Raw genomic sequence first — 15,775 nt, 5'->3', positions numbered from 1 at the left:
CGGTTAGAGGTTCGCTCGGCCAGCCGCGTTTCATGCCACAGCAGCGGTTACTGGCGTGCCGAGCGCCGTAAACCGGTTTAGGATGGCCGCACGGATCTGAACTTCTGCGACTTGCCTGTCGAAGGCTCGGGCCATGAGTCTTTGACCGAGCAGTTTGATACAGTTCATCTTGGCTTCTACGCGGCTTCGGCGATGATATCCGCTCCATTTGCGCCAGAGTGCACGCCCAAGACGCTTAGACGCCTGGAGGGCGTCATTGCGAGCCTTGGCACCGTCGGTTGTGGGTTTCCATAAGCGAGCATTTTTGCGGGGCGGTATGACCGCGGCAGCACCTCTGGCGGCAATTGCATCGTGGCAAGACCGGGTGTCGTAGGCGCCGTCTGCTGTCACGGATGTGATCTGCTCTTGCGGGGCAATCTGATTGAGCAGATCAGGCAAAACTGGCGCGTCGCCGATGGCACTGGAAGTGACTTCAATGGCACGGATCTCCAATGTTTGCTCATCAACGGCGATATGGATCTTCCGCCAGATGCGGCGTTTAGAGCTGCCATGCTTGCGGCGTAGCCACTCACCTTCGCCCTCAACCTTGATCCCCGTGCTGTCAATCAAGAGGTGCAGGCCCTCTTTTGCACGGTAGGGTATCGCCACATTCAGCGTGTTTTGTCGTCGGCTCAATGTGCTGAAGTCGGGCACCGACCAGGACAGACCCGATAAAGCCAAAAGGCTCTCCATGAACCCCGTGGTCTGACGCAGCGGCAATCCGAAAAGAACCTTCAAGGTAAGGCAGGCTTGAATGGCAGCGTCACTGTAGATCTGCTGACGGCCCCGCTTGCCGGAGGGTCTTGCATCCCACGCCATCCTCTCATCAAACCATACGGTCAGAGGACCTCGATGTTTGAGCGCCTGATTGTAGGAACGCCAGTTGCTGGTCTTGTAGCGGGGTTTGGATGGGGAGCTCATGCAGCCAACGTAGCATGATCAGACAAGATACTGAATCCACCGAATTTTATGCAACAAGGCCTAGCGCTCATAGATCCACTGGATCACCTCCTCGCGGCGCTCGTGCTCGAAGTCCACGTCGATATCCGGCGGCTCGCCGCGTTCCTTCGAGATGAAGCGCTCGAAGATGAGGGTGATGCTCTCGGGCGGCACCTCGGTGATGCCGAGCAGGTAACAGACCACCGAGTTCGCCGCCGATCCCCGGCCCTGACACAGGATGCCTTTCGAGCGCGCGAAGCTGACGATGTCATAGACGGTCAGGAAATAGGGAGCGTATTCCACCTCGGCGATCAGGTGCAGCTCCTTCTCGACACGAGAGACGATCTTAGGTGGCGGGCCGCCGGGATAGCGCCAGTGCAGCCCTTCGCGTGCCAGCCGCTCGAGCCGGATCTGGGCCGTTTCCCCGTCCCGGGCCTCGTCGGGATATTGGTAGCACAGCTGATCCATGCGGAACGCACAGCGGTCGGCGATCTCGACCGTGCGGCGAAGGGCAGCCGGATAGCGGTGAAAGATACGGGCGAGTTCCTCGCCGGATTTGAGCCGATGCTCGCCATTGGCAAGCCTCCGGTCGCCAATGCTGTCGATGGTGCATCCCTCACGGATGCAGGTCAGGACATCCGCAAGCGGCCGCCGGTTTGATCGGTGCATCAGCACATCACCTACAGCGACTTTGGGCATGCCGGTTGCCTGAGAAATCTCCGCCAGCCGGTCCAGGCGCTCCTGATCCTGTCCGTCATAGAGGGGGGCCGCGCCAAGGAAGCACTGACCCGCGAAGCGGGCTGCGATCCGGCGCAGATCGCGCTCGAAGCCCGTCGCTTCCAGCGGGTCGGACGGCAGAGCGATCAGCACCATCCCCCTGCCCCATTCCTCCAGATCGGCGAGGCCGATATGGCAGCTGCCCTTTTCGGCGCGCCGCTTGCCGAGCGACAGAAGCCGGGTCAACCGCGACCAGGCTGCCAGATCGGTCGGCAGCGCCACCCATTCCACAGGGCTGTCGGTCAGCACGAGGCGCGCGCCCGGGATCAGCCGGGGCAAGGGCGACCCCTGCCCCGCTTCCTCCGCGATCCGTGCCAGTTCCTTCAGCGCAGAAAACGCCCGCACCACTCCGGCAACGGAGTTCCGGTCAGTGATGGCTATGGCCGTGAGGCCAAGCTCGGCCGCCCGCTTCACCAGCTCCTCGGGATGCGAAGCACCGCGCAAAAAGGTGAAGTTCGAGGTCACGCAAAGCTCGGCGTGAGGAATCACAGGAACACTCCCTGCGCATACCAGTCCCGAGATCCCGACTGTGGGGTGCGAAAGAGCCAAAGCCGGGGCCCCTCATTGGTCTCGATCCGCCAATAGTCGCGAACGCCGCTGCGCCATGCCGGATCATCGAACCACCATTCCGGGGTGATCCGCTCGGGGCCATGTGCCCGAAGGGTGGTAAAACCCATCCGGCGCCAGGTGAAGCGGGCGGGAGGGCTACCCGAGACCTGGGCCAGGGCTTCCGCCGGGAAGAGGGTGATGGGACGGCGGGGACGGCGCTTTGGCGGAAACGGCTCCGGTGCGGCATAGGCGGCAGGGACGGTCAGGAAGCTGCGCTCTGGTATGCGGCTGCTTGCCGGCAGGTAACGCTGCACCGCATCGAACCCGAGCCTGTTGCCGATCCGGGAGATTAGGTCGGAAAGCTCATCCTCGGCCCGGGTCTCTGCGTTGCCGATCTGTTCGGGCGCCAGCGGCTCTGTCACCGTGGCGGTCAGGCGCAGACCGTCGATCCCGAAACCGGAATCCACCTCATCCACGCCTTTGAGGAACAAGGGCGAGATCCGGACCGGGTCACGCATTGCACGAGCGAGACCCACATCGACCACGGCGGCCGAGTGATCCACCCGCTGCAGTTCCAGCCGGACAGCCCGGGCCCCCATCTGGGCGGATGTCAGCTTGTCGCAAAGCCGGATCAGAAGACGGTCCAGCACTCCCATCACATCGGCCGTGAGCCCGATCGGCTCGGGCAAGGTAATCCGCACCCCGAAATGCGGCGCATCGGCCTCGGCGGCCACCGGCTCGGCCTGCATCCCGAGCGCCTGATCGAGACGGCGCAGAAGCTCCGCGCCAAACCGGCGCGCCAGTGGTGCCCGTGCAACCGTGGTCAGATCGGCGATCTTGTGCAGCCCGAGACGTGTCAAACCTTCAGCGACCGATACCTCTATCCGAAGCGCGCTGATCGGCATCGGCCCGAGCCGGGCCAGAAGCCCGCCCTCGGGGATCACGCCACCACCGCGGCGGGCAAGTGCCCAGGCACCCCCACGGGTTTCGGCAATGGCACTTTTCGAGTACACTCCTGCCCTCTCGAGTCGCGCCTCGAGATCGGCCAGAAGCTCGACTTCACCGCCAAAGAGATGCGGCACGCCCGAAACATCGACAATCAGCCCGTCCGATCCGTTTTTCGCCGCATGCGGTCCATGGCGGCTGGCCCATCTGCGCAGACCTTCAAGCGCCCTACCCTCGCGGATCAGATCAGCGGGCCGTGTCGAGAGCACTGGACAGACGGCGCGTGCATCGGCAAGTGCCATGCCGCGATGAAGCCCTGCCGCGCTTGCGATGCTGTTCAGACAATGCAGATGTTCCGCGTTCGACGCCCGGAGCGTCAACGCGAAAGGCCCCTCAACGGGGCGGGCCCTCAGGCTGATGTCGCTCGCCAGCCTGGGGAACCAGATGGACAGCAGCCGTCGTGCCATTCCAGCTCACATCATAGATTCCGATTGTTCCTCTTTTGTTCTTATTAAGGATCCAGCGATGACGAGTCGAGTCCAGAGGTGACGGCAGCGGATCACATTTCCAGCGGGTCTCGGCGGCATTGCTTCCCCTGCCCTCCTGGATCAGCATCAGGCCCGTAGTGTCCCCAGCCTCGGCCGCGAGTTGGAGCCGCCTGCCCGCGGTCAGTGAGATCGGCTTTTCCGGAGCCGCTATGACCAGAGAGACCGGCCGCGCCCGTAGCGCTTCCTCGACCGTCCAGAGCAGATCGGTCTCGCCCCTCGCCTTATGAAGTGCAACCGCTCGCTGACGCCGTCTGACAGGGATCCCGGCATTGGCCGATCGCGATCATGCGCCAGCACGATCCAGAAAACCGGCCCTGGCAATCTCGTGGTCTGGAACAGTGCAAAGCCGTTTCGCCCCCGTCCTTCGACTTCGTGGACGCGGCCCTTCACCAGATGAAACGGTTGATCACTTCCGGCCTTCAGCTGTTCACGCAGGGTCCGCACGTGTGCCCTCCGCGACAATATCGAGAAGCCCATTCGCCAGTGGCCGTTGGAGCTTCAAAGCTTCGCTCGTGTCCGCGGTCAGCCAGCAGCGCCATTCATCTGGGTGCGTGAGGATCACTGGCATGGCTTTTGGATGCACCGGGTGAACTGCATCATTTGGCTCACAGGTCAGGAAGCCGAATATCTCAGCTGTCACTTCGCCCTCCTTCAGTTTTCTGACCGAGGTCCATTCGGTGCGGATGCCGGCGAAGAAAGCGAGCGGGCGATCCTGGCCGAGGGCGAACCAGACCGGGTTGTTGCGAGGCGCGCCGGGTCGGGCATCGAGTTCGGAGAAGCTTGTGAACGGGACGAGACAGCGGTGTTCGATCCCGAGCCATCTGCGCCAATGGGGCGAGCTGACATTGCGGATGTTCGTTACGCCGGGGTCTGTGCGCTTGGCCGTAAGATAGACGGGAGGGGTTGGCATCCCCCAACGGGCCGTGGTCAGCGTCCAGTTGCGTCCTTCACTGCGGCGAATGATTGGCGCGGCATAGTCGGGAAAGATGCAGGCTGCGGGCGCGAGGTTACCTGCGGCATCGATCAGTTCCTCATCCTGTTCCAGCACGTCACGAAAGACCTGACGCATCGCGTCCTGGCTTTTCGTCTGGGCGTAAAGGTTGCACATGATCTCGCCTCGCAGAGTTCCGATATGAGAACAATCAACGAACCTATCTGATTCCTCTTGAGCGGTCTATCGGGCGTTTCAGAGCCATGCGACCGCGGTCAGGGATTACGCTCGTAGTACGGATCTCACATAGGCATCAGGGTTGAGGATGGTTCCGATCTGCTTTGCCATGCGGTTTTCAAGCTTGAGAAGTTCCCAAAGCCCTAGCTTGCTCGCAGCGCTGGCGAGGATTTCCTGGCTTATTCTCAGCATCTTTCCGAATTCGAAAGCGATCCGTGTGGCCTCTTGGGCGCTGGTGGGCTCTTTATAAAAGGCGTTGACCTCGGTCAGGGCTGCCCAACTAGGAAGTTCCTCTGCTTCTTGCTTTCTTTTTTTTGTATATGAGTCTTGCTTTATGTGGCGGACATTCCGTCCGTCAGAGGCGGGCTTTTGATTGGTTTGCGCGATGTCGCAGGTTTCTGTGGTGAGGGATTGAAACGCTTCAGGGACTGCTTCGTCGGTGGCGGGCTCGGGGCAGGAGGCAGTATGGGCGGCTTCCGCCTTGGTAGGCATGCGTTGCTTAACCTGTTCGGCTTCGCAAACAGCCGGCACCTGAATGGCTGCATGAGAAGAGAGGACCGCGGTCAGTTGCGAGAGAGCTGCTCGAGCTTCAATGAGGGTCAGAGATGTGCGCCGCACGAGGTTGCGTAGCCCGTCGATGAAGGTGGCGACAGTGTCGCTCAGCTGGAGTTCAGCACATGCCGCGCGCAGTCTGAGGATCTGGGCCCGCAGCCCGCGCAACTCGTCTGCTTCCTCGCGGCGACGTAGGGCAAGGGCGAGAAGCCCGTCGGACTGCGCGAAGAGAGGGGACAGGTCCAGCCCGAAAGCGCCGATCGGTTTGCCGTGCTGCATCACAGGGAAGCGCTTGCCATTTGCACTGTCACGGCGCCGGATCAGGCCAGCGGCTTCGAGTGTCTCCAGATGCCGACGCAGTTGACGGTCGGTGAGGCCCTTGGCGCGGAAGCACAGGGTTTCGTTGCTGGCATAGACCGTGAGCAGGGTGGTCGGCGAGACCGGTGTCTCGCGACCATCCACGCCCTGGCAGGGCAGGCAGCTCAGGAGAGCGTCAAGAACGACCACGGCCCCTTGCCGGATGCCGAGATCGCGGCTGCATGTGTTGACCGCAGCCATGATGTCACGACGCGAAATCGGTCGGAATGCTGGCTGCAGGGTGATTGAACCCATGCCGGGGAGCGAGTGCTCCGCGGATTTGGCACAAGTCTCCTGTGCCTCGGCCGCAAGGGCCGTGGATGTGATGTGTTTCATTGTGATTTAGGAAGAAAAAGTATCCCCGATCACCGCAAGCGATGTTGATGCCGATTCGTATGTAGGGTATCAATCAGGTGTCGAGACTAATTGAGGCCCTTCGGAAGCACCGCTTTCGGGGGGTCTTTCTTTTTCGGTCCTGTCCTCCTTTCTGCTCGTTATCGTTGTTATGAGTTGTCCGTCTTGACCGCGGTCAAGACGGTGTGGCTGTGCTTGTGGCGGGTTCCGGCGCTTCTTCTTGACCGCGGTCAAGAAGCTCGGCGACCAGATTGCGAACTGCGTCTTCAAGCTTAGGCAGCATCATGGGATCGGCTTCGAGAGTGATTTTGTTGCCCTTCCGCTTGATCGTGATCCGATCTGAACTCGCCGGTTTTGTGGCGGGGGCAGGGGGAGGACTCATGCGGTTTATGGCCAACTCCAGCCGCTCGGCACTGGCAAGGTCCTTCGGTAAACCATTTGCCACCGCACCTGCGAGATCGGGGGTTGCTTCGCAAAGCTTTGCGAGCTTCTCCCAGACCCGCCGCCCGGAGCCATGCGCAGGTCCAATGGCCCGGATCAGGACCATCGGGATTGCTGATGCGATCCGGTGCATCCGCGAAACCAGAGACTCATCGATTTGCAAGGCACGATAGGCAACCGTCTGGGCGTTCTTCCGGGTCTCCTCGGTCTTGCCGAGTTCTGCGATGATGCCTGAAACGAAAACCGCCCGCTCGATAAACGAAGGGTCTTGGCGCGCATTGTTTTCTACGCCTTGGGCGATCAGCGCTTCTTCGTCCGAAAGCTCCATGACCGTAGCACGGACTTTTTGTCCCAGCTCTCGGCAGGCGAGAAGGCGTCGCCTGCCATAGACGATCTCATAGGCCCCGTCTGCCAGGCGGCGGACAAGGATGGCGACCTTCTGGCCGTGCTCCTTGATAGACTCCACCAGCTCTTCGAGACCGTCTGACGGATCGAGGCGATCCTGAACAGCGGACATGCGGATCAGATTTGGGTCGAGCAGCCGGGTGGCATGCTTGTCTTCCTCGATGACCGAAGCCTGGGCCCGTGTAACAGTCGGACTGGTGCGGGTCTGCACCGCCTGGGCCTCAATGGCATCGAGAGAAACACCTTGGTCCATCGCTTTTTTGAGCGTGGAGCCGAATACCTTACGCGCCATCAGTCCGTCCCCATGCCTTACGGATTTCCCGTTCGATCTCGTCGGTAATTCGAGAGACGGATTCGATTGCACGCTCGTATGTCCGACGGTTCACGTCCTTCGGCTCTACCTCGAAGATGCTCTGCTGCGTGTTCGCAGCATCGCCGACGGCGGTCGACTTGAGAAACTCGGCAGGCAGGACCGAATCCCCGAGCACTGTGCGCAGAAGAGACGAGATCTGCACCTGTGGTCCGTCTGTCGGTTCATAACGGGTCAAGAGAAGACGAACGAAGTTCAGCCCATGCTCGGGGGCGTGGCTCTCGACCACGCCCATCAGGCTGCTTGCCATTTTGAGAAAGCTGGCAAGAGACATCACATCCAGCATGGAGGCATTGAGCGGGATCAGGACGCCCGTTGACGCAAAGATGGAAGAGATCACCGAGAAGTTGAGCTGTGGTGGCGTGTCGATGAGGACGATATCGTAGTTGCCGAGAACGGGCTCGAGCGCTTCCTTGAGCTGGGTGTGGAACGTCGTCGTCCCGCTTCGGAAGCTTAGCGCAACCTCGAACTCATACTCCATAATGTCCATCGACGCGGGGATGAGGTCCACGGTCGGGAAGTTGGTCTTCCTGATGATCTCTGTAGCGGGCAGGGGGTTCTCCGCACGAATAAGATCGTAGGAGGTCGGCATGTCAGGTGCGAGCTCGGGTGTGATACCGAAGAGATTGGTCAGGCTGGCCTGACTGTCTAGATCGATGAGAAGCACACGATAGCCGCGCAAGCCAAGAAGCTGCCCGAGGTGGGTCACCGTCGAGGTCTTGGCAGAACCACCCTTCAGATTGAAGACAGTGACAACCTGGCAGGCTTCACCGTCCGTTCGATGGGGGTGGTCGTCACGGCGAATGCGCCCCGTGTCCAGAAGTATACGCTGCGCCTCAACCAGTTCGCTGGCAGTAAAAGATCGCCGATTGCCACCCTCCAGTATGCCCTCCGGAAAACCTTCCAAGTTTGACACATGATGGCGAAAGGTATTTTGATTGATGCGCAACAGATCAGCGGCTTCGCGCATGGCGAAGCGCCGAAGGCCCTTTTGAGCATCCGGGGGGAACGTCTCTTCGGCATGCTCTCGCAAACGGTTGCCGAGCCGCGTAGACATGGTTTCGAACCGCTGAGATGCCTGTATCGCACTCATGGCTGCCCTCGATGTTGTTATTTTCCGTCACTTTAACAGTTTTGCTCGATTAATCCAGCCAAAACCGTTGATGCCTAAAATTGCGTTTAGAGAGTGATTTTCTGGTGAAAAAATAATTATATAAATCACCAGCTTAACGAGAAAAGCTCGCGCTTCACCTTAAGAGGTGACAACGCAGCTGCCAGCGTCCGGTGGCTTCTGTGGATAAGTCGCCTGGCAGCGGCTTCTGGCTTTGGCCGAATCTTGCTTCCCCAGAGAGGAACGCGCGCTTTGATCGTGGCGAACAGGTTTGGCTTACAATCCAGCAGCTTTGGTCAGGTTCACCCTGAACCTGTCGCGGCGGCGCTGATACCTGCGGGTCATCTCGGCGCTGGCATGGCCGAGTTGCTTCTGGACATGCCGCTCATCGACCTCGGCCGAGGAGGCGAGACCGGCGCGAAGCGAGTGGCCGGAGAAGAGGGCAGGGCGGTCCTTCTCGGGCAGATCACCCCGCAGTCCGGCGGTCTGAGCGGCCCGCTTGACCAGCCTTGCGACCTCGCGGTCATTGAGGCGAAACGGCCCCGGTTCCTTTCCCCCGCCGGTGACACGACGGAACAGCGGTCCCTGGCTGATGCGGCCGAGCTTCAGCCAGAGTTCCAGCGCTTCGACCGGGCAGGTGGCGGACGAGGATCCGCGTCCGATCTCGACTTCCCGCCAGCCGGTCTTGCCGCGCAGAGTGACGAGCAACCCGCCGGGTAAAACTTCGATCCAGCCGCGCCCGTCCTCGGTCTGATCCTGGCCCGCATCCAGCCCGGTGATCTCGGACCGCCGCAACCCGCCGGCGAAGCCGATCAACAGCATGGCCCGGTCGCGCAGGCCCCGCAGTGAGCCCCGGTCGCAGGTCTCCAGCATGGCCAGCAGATCTTCAGGCAGGATCGCCTCCTTCTGACGCGGTGGCGCGGCATGGCTGTTGCGGATGCCAGCCAGGACGGTGGCGATGTGGCGGTCGCGCCGGTCGAGGGCCAGGCCGCGTTGATTATAGGCCCAGACCAGTGCCGAGAGCCGCCGCTCGATGGTCGAGACCACGTTCTTGCGTCCGCCGACAGATTTCGCGCCGGAAGCACAGGCCGTGATGTAGAGGCCCACGACCTGCGGATCGGGCTGAGCCGCATCCAACCCCTCGCGCCGACACCAACCGGCAAAATGCTTCCAGTCGGCGGCATAGGCCTTACGGGTGTTGGCTGAGCTTGCGGCCTCGGCATAGCCGCGCGCCCGTTCGGCCAGATCCCGCAGCGCAGGGGGCTGGTGGCCGAGCGGGGCAGGGTAGGGGGCGTCCTGCATCGCGCCCTCCAGAGCGGATGCCTCATCTGTCATGGCGATCTCCACGGGCGGCACGTGCCGGCGTGTGCGCGCTGAAGCGTGATGCCGCCGCAGAATCCCAGACAGAAGCTCGCGTTCTGCACGGCCTCGCTGGCGCGTCTTGGGTGGGATTTCGGGGCATTTTCTGGGTCCTGGAGCGCATTTTTCTATAGAAGAACATAATGACCGATAATGCAATCTTATTGGACATTATGTGGGAGTGACAGGCGCGGCGGATAATGAGAACCTATCTAGTATAAAGCGCCGATACTTGCTAGCGTTCCGCCATGAAAGTTGGCACAAAATCTCCCCTGCCTCCCTCAAATCCTCCGGCCCTGCCGCGATGGATGCGGCAGGGCGCTGGTCGCGATGATCATGAAACAGCGATGTTTTCCGCCGGAGCAGTCCTTGCTGTGCTGGACCCGATAGCCCGGTCCGAGGATCCGGTCGGCATCCTCTGGCGCAAGCGGTTGGCGCTCTCGAGCGCAGTGGCAGTTTCCCAGTTGGAAGGGCGCCGGGAGGGTGAGGCGCAGCTCCGAGATAATTTCGCCCTTCGGAAACCCGGTGATGATCCCGGACCCGCCGGGCGGATGCTGATCGGCTGGCGTGCCCTGGGCGAGGCACGGGCGCTGAGATCGGCGGAGTGGCCCGCGAGTCTGCCCGGCTTCTTTGACCTGCCACCCGAGCCGAGCGCGGAGATTTTGCGCGACCTCGGTGCTCGATTTGTCGGCCGCTCCTCGCCTCTACGCTTCGCGGCGGAGGCCGCGCGGGAAGTGCTCGCCCTTGGACCAGCCCATCGCGGCCTGGCGCTCTGGCTGGCGGATGCGCTTTTGGCGCGCGCTCTCGGCTGGGATCGACCGGTGCCACTGCTCGCCGCCCATCTTCCGCGGGCAGCCTTCCGACTGGAGGGCGAGGCATGGCTTGCGGCCTGCGCGAGCGCCTGGGGCAGGGGCGCGATTGCTGCCGTTGATATTCACGTCGATCTGACCCGCCGGGCCGATGCCCTGCGCGCGGCACATCTGCGGCGGCCGGGAAAGGACGCCGCCTCTATTATCACCGGGCTCCTGACTGAGGATGCGCTGGCGGCCCAGGCGGGGGCCGAGGCTAGCGACCGCGCTGCGAGGCGGTTGTTTGATCGGTTGATCTCGCTCGGTCTGGTGCGTGAACTGACCGGGCGGGCGACCTTTCGCCTCTATGGGTTGTGACCATGGCCCCGAAAACCGCCGAGCCGCTGGACACCGAACTCGCCGACCTGCCGTGGGGGTTGCGCTGGCGCGAATGGATGGCGCGGGTCGAGGCGGTGCTGTTCGCCGCCTCCGAGCCGGTGGGGCGGGAGGTGCTCGCCCGAGTGGTCGGTAAGGATTGCGCGCTTGATCTGTTGATCGAGGACATTTCCGCTGAGCTTACGGGGCGTCCTTATGAGATCGCGCGCGTTGCGGGAGGCTGGCAGTTCCGCACGCGGCCGCACCATGCGGTGGCGATCCGCGTCGCGCGCGGCGAGGATGACGCTGTCCGAGAATTCACGCAGAACGAAGCCCTCGTCCTGACCATCATCGCCTATATGCAGCCGGTGACCCGCGGCGCGATCTCGCGCCTCACGGGGCGCGAGATCAGCCGAGATCTGATCGCCCGCCTGCACCGCCAGGACCTGATCGCCCGAGGTCCGCGCAGCCCAGAGCCCGGCGCGCCCTACACTTACGTCACCACGCCCGGGTTTCTGGTGCAGTTCGGTATGGTAACCCTGCGTGACCTGCCGGACCTTGAGGCGCTCGAAGATGCGGGACTGCTGAAGCCCGCGGCTGACATCGCGCTGGATCTGCCGATTTCGGGCGAGGTCGAATGACCCTTCGTCCACACGTTAGTATGGGTGATAGGTTTGGGGGGGGGGGGCGTGCCCCGCGAATGCGAGCGGCAATACCTCTGAGAACATCGAGATTGAGTGGAGGAATTGTGACATGATGCCGGCTCAGGGTTCGCAGAAGACAAAGCTGATGTGTCTGCGCAACGCGCGCGGCAGCTCGGGTGATGTAAGATGACGCATAGATCATCCTTCTATAACTCACAAAATTTCTATAGCGTGAGCGATAGATGGAGGATCTATAACTCATGCGCTGGAACTGGACCCAGGAAAACTGGCCGCTTTTTCGATATGACGACGAGGCAGTCAAGCCTCTTGAGGAGAAGTTCCTGATCTCGTCTGGCGAGATCGTCGGCGCTGTTCGCCATGTCACGGGCGATGATCGGGATCGCCTGCGGATCGAGCTTCTGAGCGAAGAGGCTATGCGGACAAGCGCGATTGAGGGCGAGGTCCTGGACCGTTCAAGCGTCCAATCCTCGCTGAGGCGCCAGTTTGGGCTGGCGATCGATGGCACGCTTGTTAAGGCACGTGAGGAGGGCATCGCCGAGATGATGGTCGATGTCTACTCGCGCTATGCCGAACTGTTGGATCACGACACGCTTTGCCGCTGGCATGGGATGCTCTTGTCCCATGACCGACACCTTGAAATCGTCGGTGCCTATCGCAAACACAGCGACGCGATGCAGATCGTGTCCGGCCGTATCGACCGGCAGCGCGTACATTTTGAGGCACCGCCATCCGCTCAGGTGCCTGCCGAGATGGACAGGTTCGTTGCCTGGTTCAACGCATCCGCGCCGGAGGGCGCCGCGCCTGTGGCGGCGCTGACCCGGGCTGCACTTGGGCATCTGTGGTTCGAAAGCATTCACCCCTTTGAGGATGGCAACGGTCGTCTTGGCCGCGCTCTGGCGGAGAAGTCGCTGGCTCAGAACATCGGTCAGCCCAGCCTGATCGCGCTCGCCTATACGATCGAACGCGATCGAAGGGCCTATTACGAGCAGCTTGAAACCCATCAGAAGGTTTTGGACGTGACGCCATGGCTGCTTTGGTTTGGCGAGACAGTCCTCAAGGCGCAGCAAGCAACGCTGGAACGTGTCGCGTTTTTCATTTCCAAGGCTAGATTCTATGATCGGCTGCGGGGCAGGTTGAACGTGCGGCAGGCGAAAGTGGTCGAGCGCGTGTTCCGTGAAGGGCCGGAAGGTTTCCGAGGGGGGCTCAGTGCCGAGAACTATATCTCCATCACCGGCACATCACGGGCGACAGCGACCCGAGACCTTCAGGACCTCGTGGAGATGGGTGCCCTGACGCGAACAGGCGAGCGGCGTCATACCCGGTATTGGTTGCTGAATGCGGGATAACTGGCTGTTCATTGGGGAAGGGCAGGGTGGTCTTCCACGCAGACGCCGACATTGATTGGCCCGAACGAGCAGGGCAGGCCATGCTGAGCCAACGACGGTTCACAAATACTCGTCGGCTATACATCATTGACATTCAGCCGAGTAGAGCATTTTATTGTCGCAATAACACCCCCTAGGTCATGTTGGCAAATGGAGGAGCCGTCGCCTGATAAAGGCGACGTAGACGAAGCTTTCGGCGGTTTTGTCGTAGTGGGTTGCCAGCCGACGGTTGCTTTTCAGCTTGTTGAAGCAGCGCTAGACCATGTTGCGCAGGGTGTAGATGCTCATGTCGACGACCTTGCGCACCCTTAGATTCTTTCGCATCGGTATCATGGGCAGGGCGTTGCGGCTCTCGATGTCTTCCCGAATTTTATCAGTGTCATAGCCCCTGTCGGCCACCAGGATGGCGGGCTGTGGCAGATTGCCGGCCATCACCAGATCGTAGCCGGTGTAGTCGGAAACCTGCCCCGGCGTTATCTCGGTCCTCATCGGGAGGCCAGCACCGTTGACGCGCATATGGATCTTGGTCGAGAATCCACCTCTCGAGCGGCCAAGAGCCTCTTTCGGTGTCCCCCTTTTGCACCCGCCGCATGATGAGCGCAGATCACAGTGCTATCAACTATCTGGAGCTTGTCTGGCGCGATCCCAGCGTGGTTCAGCGCATCCAGGATATCCTCCCACAGTCCCGCCAAAGTCCACCGGCGGAACTGACGGTAGACCGAGGACCACTTTCCAAACTCTTCGGGCAGATCACGCCATGGCGCACCAGTCCTTGCGGTCCAGAAAACCCCATCGAGAACAAGACGATGGTCCGCAGGTTTCCGCACGTTAGGGCGCCGGACGGCACGAATGAAGCCCTCGAAGAAGGTCCACTCATCGTCGGATATCAGGTTGCCTGCCAAGTTCATCTCCCACGTAGAGATGAGCTTGAATCATAGCACGACTGACAGCGGAATCCCTTTTGTCAAAACGACCTACGCCTGAATGGTCAACTTCCAAGGCAACGCCTTGAAATTCGATTGATAATCTCGGTGTCACTCCCTAATGTTTTCGCAGGCCCAGAAAGTGGGCGCGCATAGTTACAATGCGCATTGGGATACCGGGAGGCCAGGGTGGATAGCGACAGGTCAGAACTGCGATGGGGAGTCGAGCAACGTCTCGAGTTCATAGAGTTCCGCTTGTTTTGGGAGGGGCATGTAAACCGGAGTGACCTCATGGATCAATTCGGTGTCTCGGTCAACCAAGCGTCCACTGACCTGAATCGCTACATTGGCTTTGCTCCAGCGAACATGGTCTACGACAAGAGTGCGCGGAGTTATGTGCGAGGCAGTGCTTTCCAACCACAATTTCTGGAACCTGATGCCAGTCGCTATTTAGCTCAGCTACGGTCCGTGGCCGAAAACATTCTTGACCGCGAAGACTCCTGGATTGCTAATCTTCCGTCCTTTGCCTCTGCGCCGACGCCGGTCCGTGGTGTTGACCCCGTGACGCTTCGGTCCGTTGTGGGAGCGATCAGGCGATCCGAAGAGATAGAGATACGATACCAGTCCCTTTCCAGCCCAGATCCGCGGTGGCGTTGGATTGCGCCTCACGCGATTGCCTTCGATGGATTTCGCTGGCACGCCCGCGCGTTTTGTCGAACCGACGAGTGTTTCAAGGATTTCCTTCTTTCCCGGATGATTGAGATTCGTGGCTCACGCGAAAGTGGGACATCGGCCGATGATGATCTCGACTGGAATTCTGAAGTCGTACTCGAAGTGGCTCCTCATCCCGAACTGTCAGAAACGCAGGCTAAAGTCATTGCCCTCGACTACGGGATGCGTGGCGGCAGCGCGAAGATAAAGGTGCGCCGCGCGCTGCTCTATTATGCGCTGAGGCGCTTGGGATTGGATACAGATCCCGCCGCACGGCGCCCGCAAGACCAACAGATTGTTCTTATGAACGCCCCCGAAATCGGGCACTCGACACCGAGGGTCTCGGCGCCTGTGAGCGGAGGCGTAAACGGATGATCGAGGCACTTGAACGCGTTGTTGACGATCTTGCTGTGGTGAACAGCAAACTATTGCTGCTGATTGGCGCGCCAAATTCCGGAAAGAGCGACTTGCTACGCCAGCTGGCTGGACGTCGAAAGCTGCACATCCTCAACATTGGAGCTGCCCTCGGACGAGAACTGCTGACAATCCCGAGCCCCAGGAGACACCTTCAAGCAGCCGACCTTCTGAAAGGGTTAGCGGATGAGTTTTCGCGGGAAGGGCTTCTCCTCATGGACAATCTCGAACTCCTGTTCGATCAGGAGTTGAAGCTAAGTCCGCTCGATTTGCTCCGGCGGCATTCCCAGGCGCGACGCGTTGTTGCGGCTTGGCCGGGGACGCTCACAGACAACAGGCTGTCGTATGCAACGACAGGACATCCAGAATATCAGGACTACAGCTGTGATGGCGTGGTTCCGTTCAGAGTAAATTGAAAGGAAATCTCGAGATGGCAATGCGTTACGGCGATCTCATTCAATTTGAGCCCATTGAATCGGTTATTCAGCTTCTCGATGCTGATCGTCCTGATGAAGCCAAGAAGCTTGTGTCCACCTAGGGTCAGGACCCATTGATTATCCACTCGCGGCGTGATTCAGGCTCCGCGAGGAGACTGACAGA

Annotated in this window: 13 protein-coding genes and 2 pseudogenes; 6 read left to right on the top strand and 9 right to left on the bottom strand. The window is 60.7% G+C overall.

Annotated elements, in window-relative coordinates:
- Window positions 1-30 precede the first annotated feature (30 nt).
- The 8 genes and pseudogenes from Q9295_RS16810 to Q9295_RS16775 form a co-directional block, all read right to left on the bottom strand.
- Window positions 31-960 (bottom strand): IS5 family transposase, encoded by a 930-nt coding sequence (locus Q9295_RS16810; protein WP_306681750.1) that lies wholly within the window; start codon window positions 958-960, stop codon window positions 31-33.
- Window positions 961-1,023: 63 nt separating this feature from the next.
- Window positions 1,024-2,244, bottom strand: a pseudogene (locus Q9295_RS16805) (PHP domain-containing protein); the annotation flags it as partial.
- Window positions 2,241-3,716, bottom strand: a complete 1,476-nt coding sequence (locus tag Q9295_RS16800) for a Y-family DNA polymerase (RefSeq protein WP_306681749.1) — start codon at window positions 3,714-3,716, stop codon at window positions 2,241-2,243. The pseudogene Q9295_RS16805 and the gene Q9295_RS16800, both read right to left, overlap by 4 nt.
- A gap of 508 nt (window positions 3,717-4,224) precedes the next feature.
- A complete protein-coding gene (locus Q9295_RS16795; RefSeq protein ID WP_306681748.1) occupies window positions 4,225-4,905 on the bottom strand; it encodes an SOS response-associated peptidase in 681 nt (226 codons plus the stop codon).
- 105 nt (window positions 4,906-5,010) lie between these two features.
- The gene (locus Q9295_RS16790) at window positions 5,011-6,210 is read right to left on the bottom strand and encodes a helix-turn-helix domain-containing protein (RefSeq protein ID WP_306681747.1); all 1,200 of its coding nucleotides are present in this window, start codon (window positions 6,208-6,210) and stop codon (window positions 5,011-5,013) included.
- A 193-nt stretch (window positions 6,211-6,403) separates the two neighbouring features.
- On the bottom strand, window positions 6,404-7,366 hold the full coding sequence (repB, locus tag Q9295_RS16785; protein WP_306681746.1) for a plasmid partitioning protein RepB: 963 nt from the start codon (window positions 7,364-7,366) through the stop codon (window positions 6,404-6,406).
- Window positions 7,356-8,537, bottom strand: a complete 1,182-nt coding sequence (repA, locus tag Q9295_RS16780; RefSeq protein WP_306681745.1) for a plasmid partitioning protein RepA — start codon at window positions 8,535-8,537, stop codon at window positions 7,356-7,358. Before repA ends, repB begins: the two co-directional genes overlap by 11 nt.
- A gap of 294 nt (window positions 8,538-8,831) precedes the next feature.
- Entirely contained in the window at window positions 8,832-9,857 is a 1,026-nt protein-coding gene (locus Q9295_RS16775; protein ID WP_306681772.1) for a site-specific integrase, read from the bottom strand.
- A 305-nt stretch (window positions 9,858-10,162) separates the two neighbouring features.
- Here Q9295_RS16775 and Q9295_RS16770 point away from each other — a divergent pair, with 305 nt between their 5' ends.
- The 3 genes from Q9295_RS16770 to Q9295_RS16760 all read left to right on the top strand — a co-directional run bounded on the left by Q9295_RS16770 (window position 10,163) and on the right by Q9295_RS16760 (window position 13,088).
- The gene (locus Q9295_RS16770) at window positions 10,163-11,080 is read left to right on the top strand and encodes a DUF1403 family protein (RefSeq protein ID WP_306681744.1); all 918 of its coding nucleotides are present in this window, start codon (window positions 10,163-10,165) and stop codon (window positions 11,078-11,080) included.
- Between the two features lie 2 nt (window positions 11,081-11,082).
- Window positions 11,083-11,718: an SMC-Scp complex subunit ScpB gene (gene scpB / locus Q9295_RS16765; RefSeq protein WP_306681743.1), complete on the top strand. Its 636-nt coding sequence runs from the start codon at window positions 11,083-11,085 to the stop codon at window positions 11,716-11,718.
- 263 nt (window positions 11,719-11,981) lie between these two features.
- Window positions 11,982-13,088, top strand: a complete 1,107-nt coding sequence (locus Q9295_RS16760; protein ID WP_306681742.1) for a Fic family protein — start codon at window positions 11,982-11,984, stop codon at window positions 13,086-13,088.
- Between the two features lie 177 nt (window positions 13,089-13,265).
- On the opposite strand, the pseudogene Q9295_RS16755 reads toward Q9295_RS16760, so the two are convergent.
- Window positions 13,266-14,035, bottom strand: a pseudogene (locus Q9295_RS16755) (IS5 family transposase).
- A gap of 204 nt (window positions 14,036-14,239) precedes the next feature.
- Between Q9295_RS16755 and Q9295_RS16750 the strand changes: the two are divergent.
- Genes Q9295_RS16750 through Q9295_RS16740 form a run of 3 tightly spaced genes read left to right on the top strand, consistent with a single transcriptional unit; the run spans window position 14,240 to window position 15,713 of the window.
- Window positions 14,240-15,136, top strand: coding sequence for a WYL domain-containing protein (locus Q9295_RS16750; RefSeq protein ID WP_306681741.1), 897 nt, complete (start codon window positions 14,240-14,242; stop codon window positions 15,134-15,136).
- Window positions 15,133-15,591, top strand: a complete 459-nt coding sequence (gene brxF, locus Q9295_RS16745) for a BREX-3 system P-loop-containing protein BrxF (RefSeq protein ID WP_038069156.1) — start codon at window positions 15,133-15,135, stop codon at window positions 15,589-15,591. The genes Q9295_RS16750 and brxF overlap by 4 nt, the downstream gene beginning before the upstream one ends.
- Window positions 15,592-15,605: 14 nt before the next feature.
- Window positions 15,606-15,713, top strand: a complete 108-nt coding sequence (locus Q9295_RS16740) for a DUF6079 family protein (RefSeq protein WP_306681740.1) — start codon at window positions 15,606-15,608, stop codon at window positions 15,711-15,713.
- The last annotated feature ends 62 nt before the right edge of the window (window positions 15,714-15,775 follow it).

The sequence above is a fragment of the Pseudogemmobacter lacusdianii genome (assembly GCF_030848395.1).
Classification (GTDB): domain Bacteria; phylum Pseudomonadota; class Alphaproteobacteria; order Rhodobacterales; family Rhodobacteraceae; genus Pseudogemmobacter; species Pseudogemmobacter lacusdianii.
The sequence above is the reverse complement of the archived record's forward strand: the minus strand, read 5'-3'. Positions and strand labels throughout refer to the sequence as shown.

Coding starts and splice junctions, on each gene's coding strand:
- repB (WP_306681746.1), bottom strand. CDS start 7,366: ATGGCGCGTAAGGTATTCGGCTCCACGCTCAAAAAAGCGATGGACCAA.
- brxF (WP_038069156.1), top strand. CDS start 15,133: ATGATCGAGGCACTTGAACGCGTTGTTGACGATCTTGCTGTGGTGAAC.
- Q9295_RS16800 (WP_306681749.1), bottom strand. CDS start 3,716: ATGGCACGACGGCTGCTGTCCATCTGGTTCCCCAGGCTGGCGAGCGAC.
- Q9295_RS16740 (WP_306681740.1), top strand. CDS start 15,606: ATGGCAATGCGTTACGGCGATCTCATTCAATTTGAGCCCATTGAATCG.
- Q9295_RS16790 (WP_306681747.1), bottom strand. CDS start 6,210: ATGAAACACATCACATCCACGGCCCTTGCGGCCGAGGCACAGGAGACT.
- Q9295_RS16770 (WP_306681744.1), top strand. CDS start 10,163: ATGAAAGTTGGCACAAAATCTCCCCTGCCTCCCTCAAATCCTCCGGCC.
- Q9295_RS16795 (WP_306681748.1), bottom strand. CDS start 4,905: ATGTGCAACCTTTACGCCCAGACGAAAAGCCAGGACGCGATGCGTCAG.
- Q9295_RS16760 (WP_306681742.1), top strand. CDS start 11,982: ATGCGCTGGAACTGGACCCAGGAAAACTGGCCGCTTTTTCGATATGAC.
- Q9295_RS16810 (WP_306681750.1), bottom strand. CDS start 960: ATGAGCTCCCCATCCAAACCCCGCTACAAGACCAGCAACTGGCGTTCC.
- repA (WP_306681745.1), bottom strand. CDS start 8,537: ATGAGTGCGATACAGGCATCTCAGCGGTTCGAAACCATGTCTACGCGG.
- Q9295_RS16775 (WP_306681772.1), bottom strand. CDS start 9,857: ATGCAGGACGCCCCCTACCCTGCCCCGCTCGGCCACCAGCCCCCTGCG.
- scpB (WP_306681743.1), top strand. CDS start 11,083: ATGGCCCCGAAAACCGCCGAGCCGCTGGACACCGAACTCGCCGACCTG.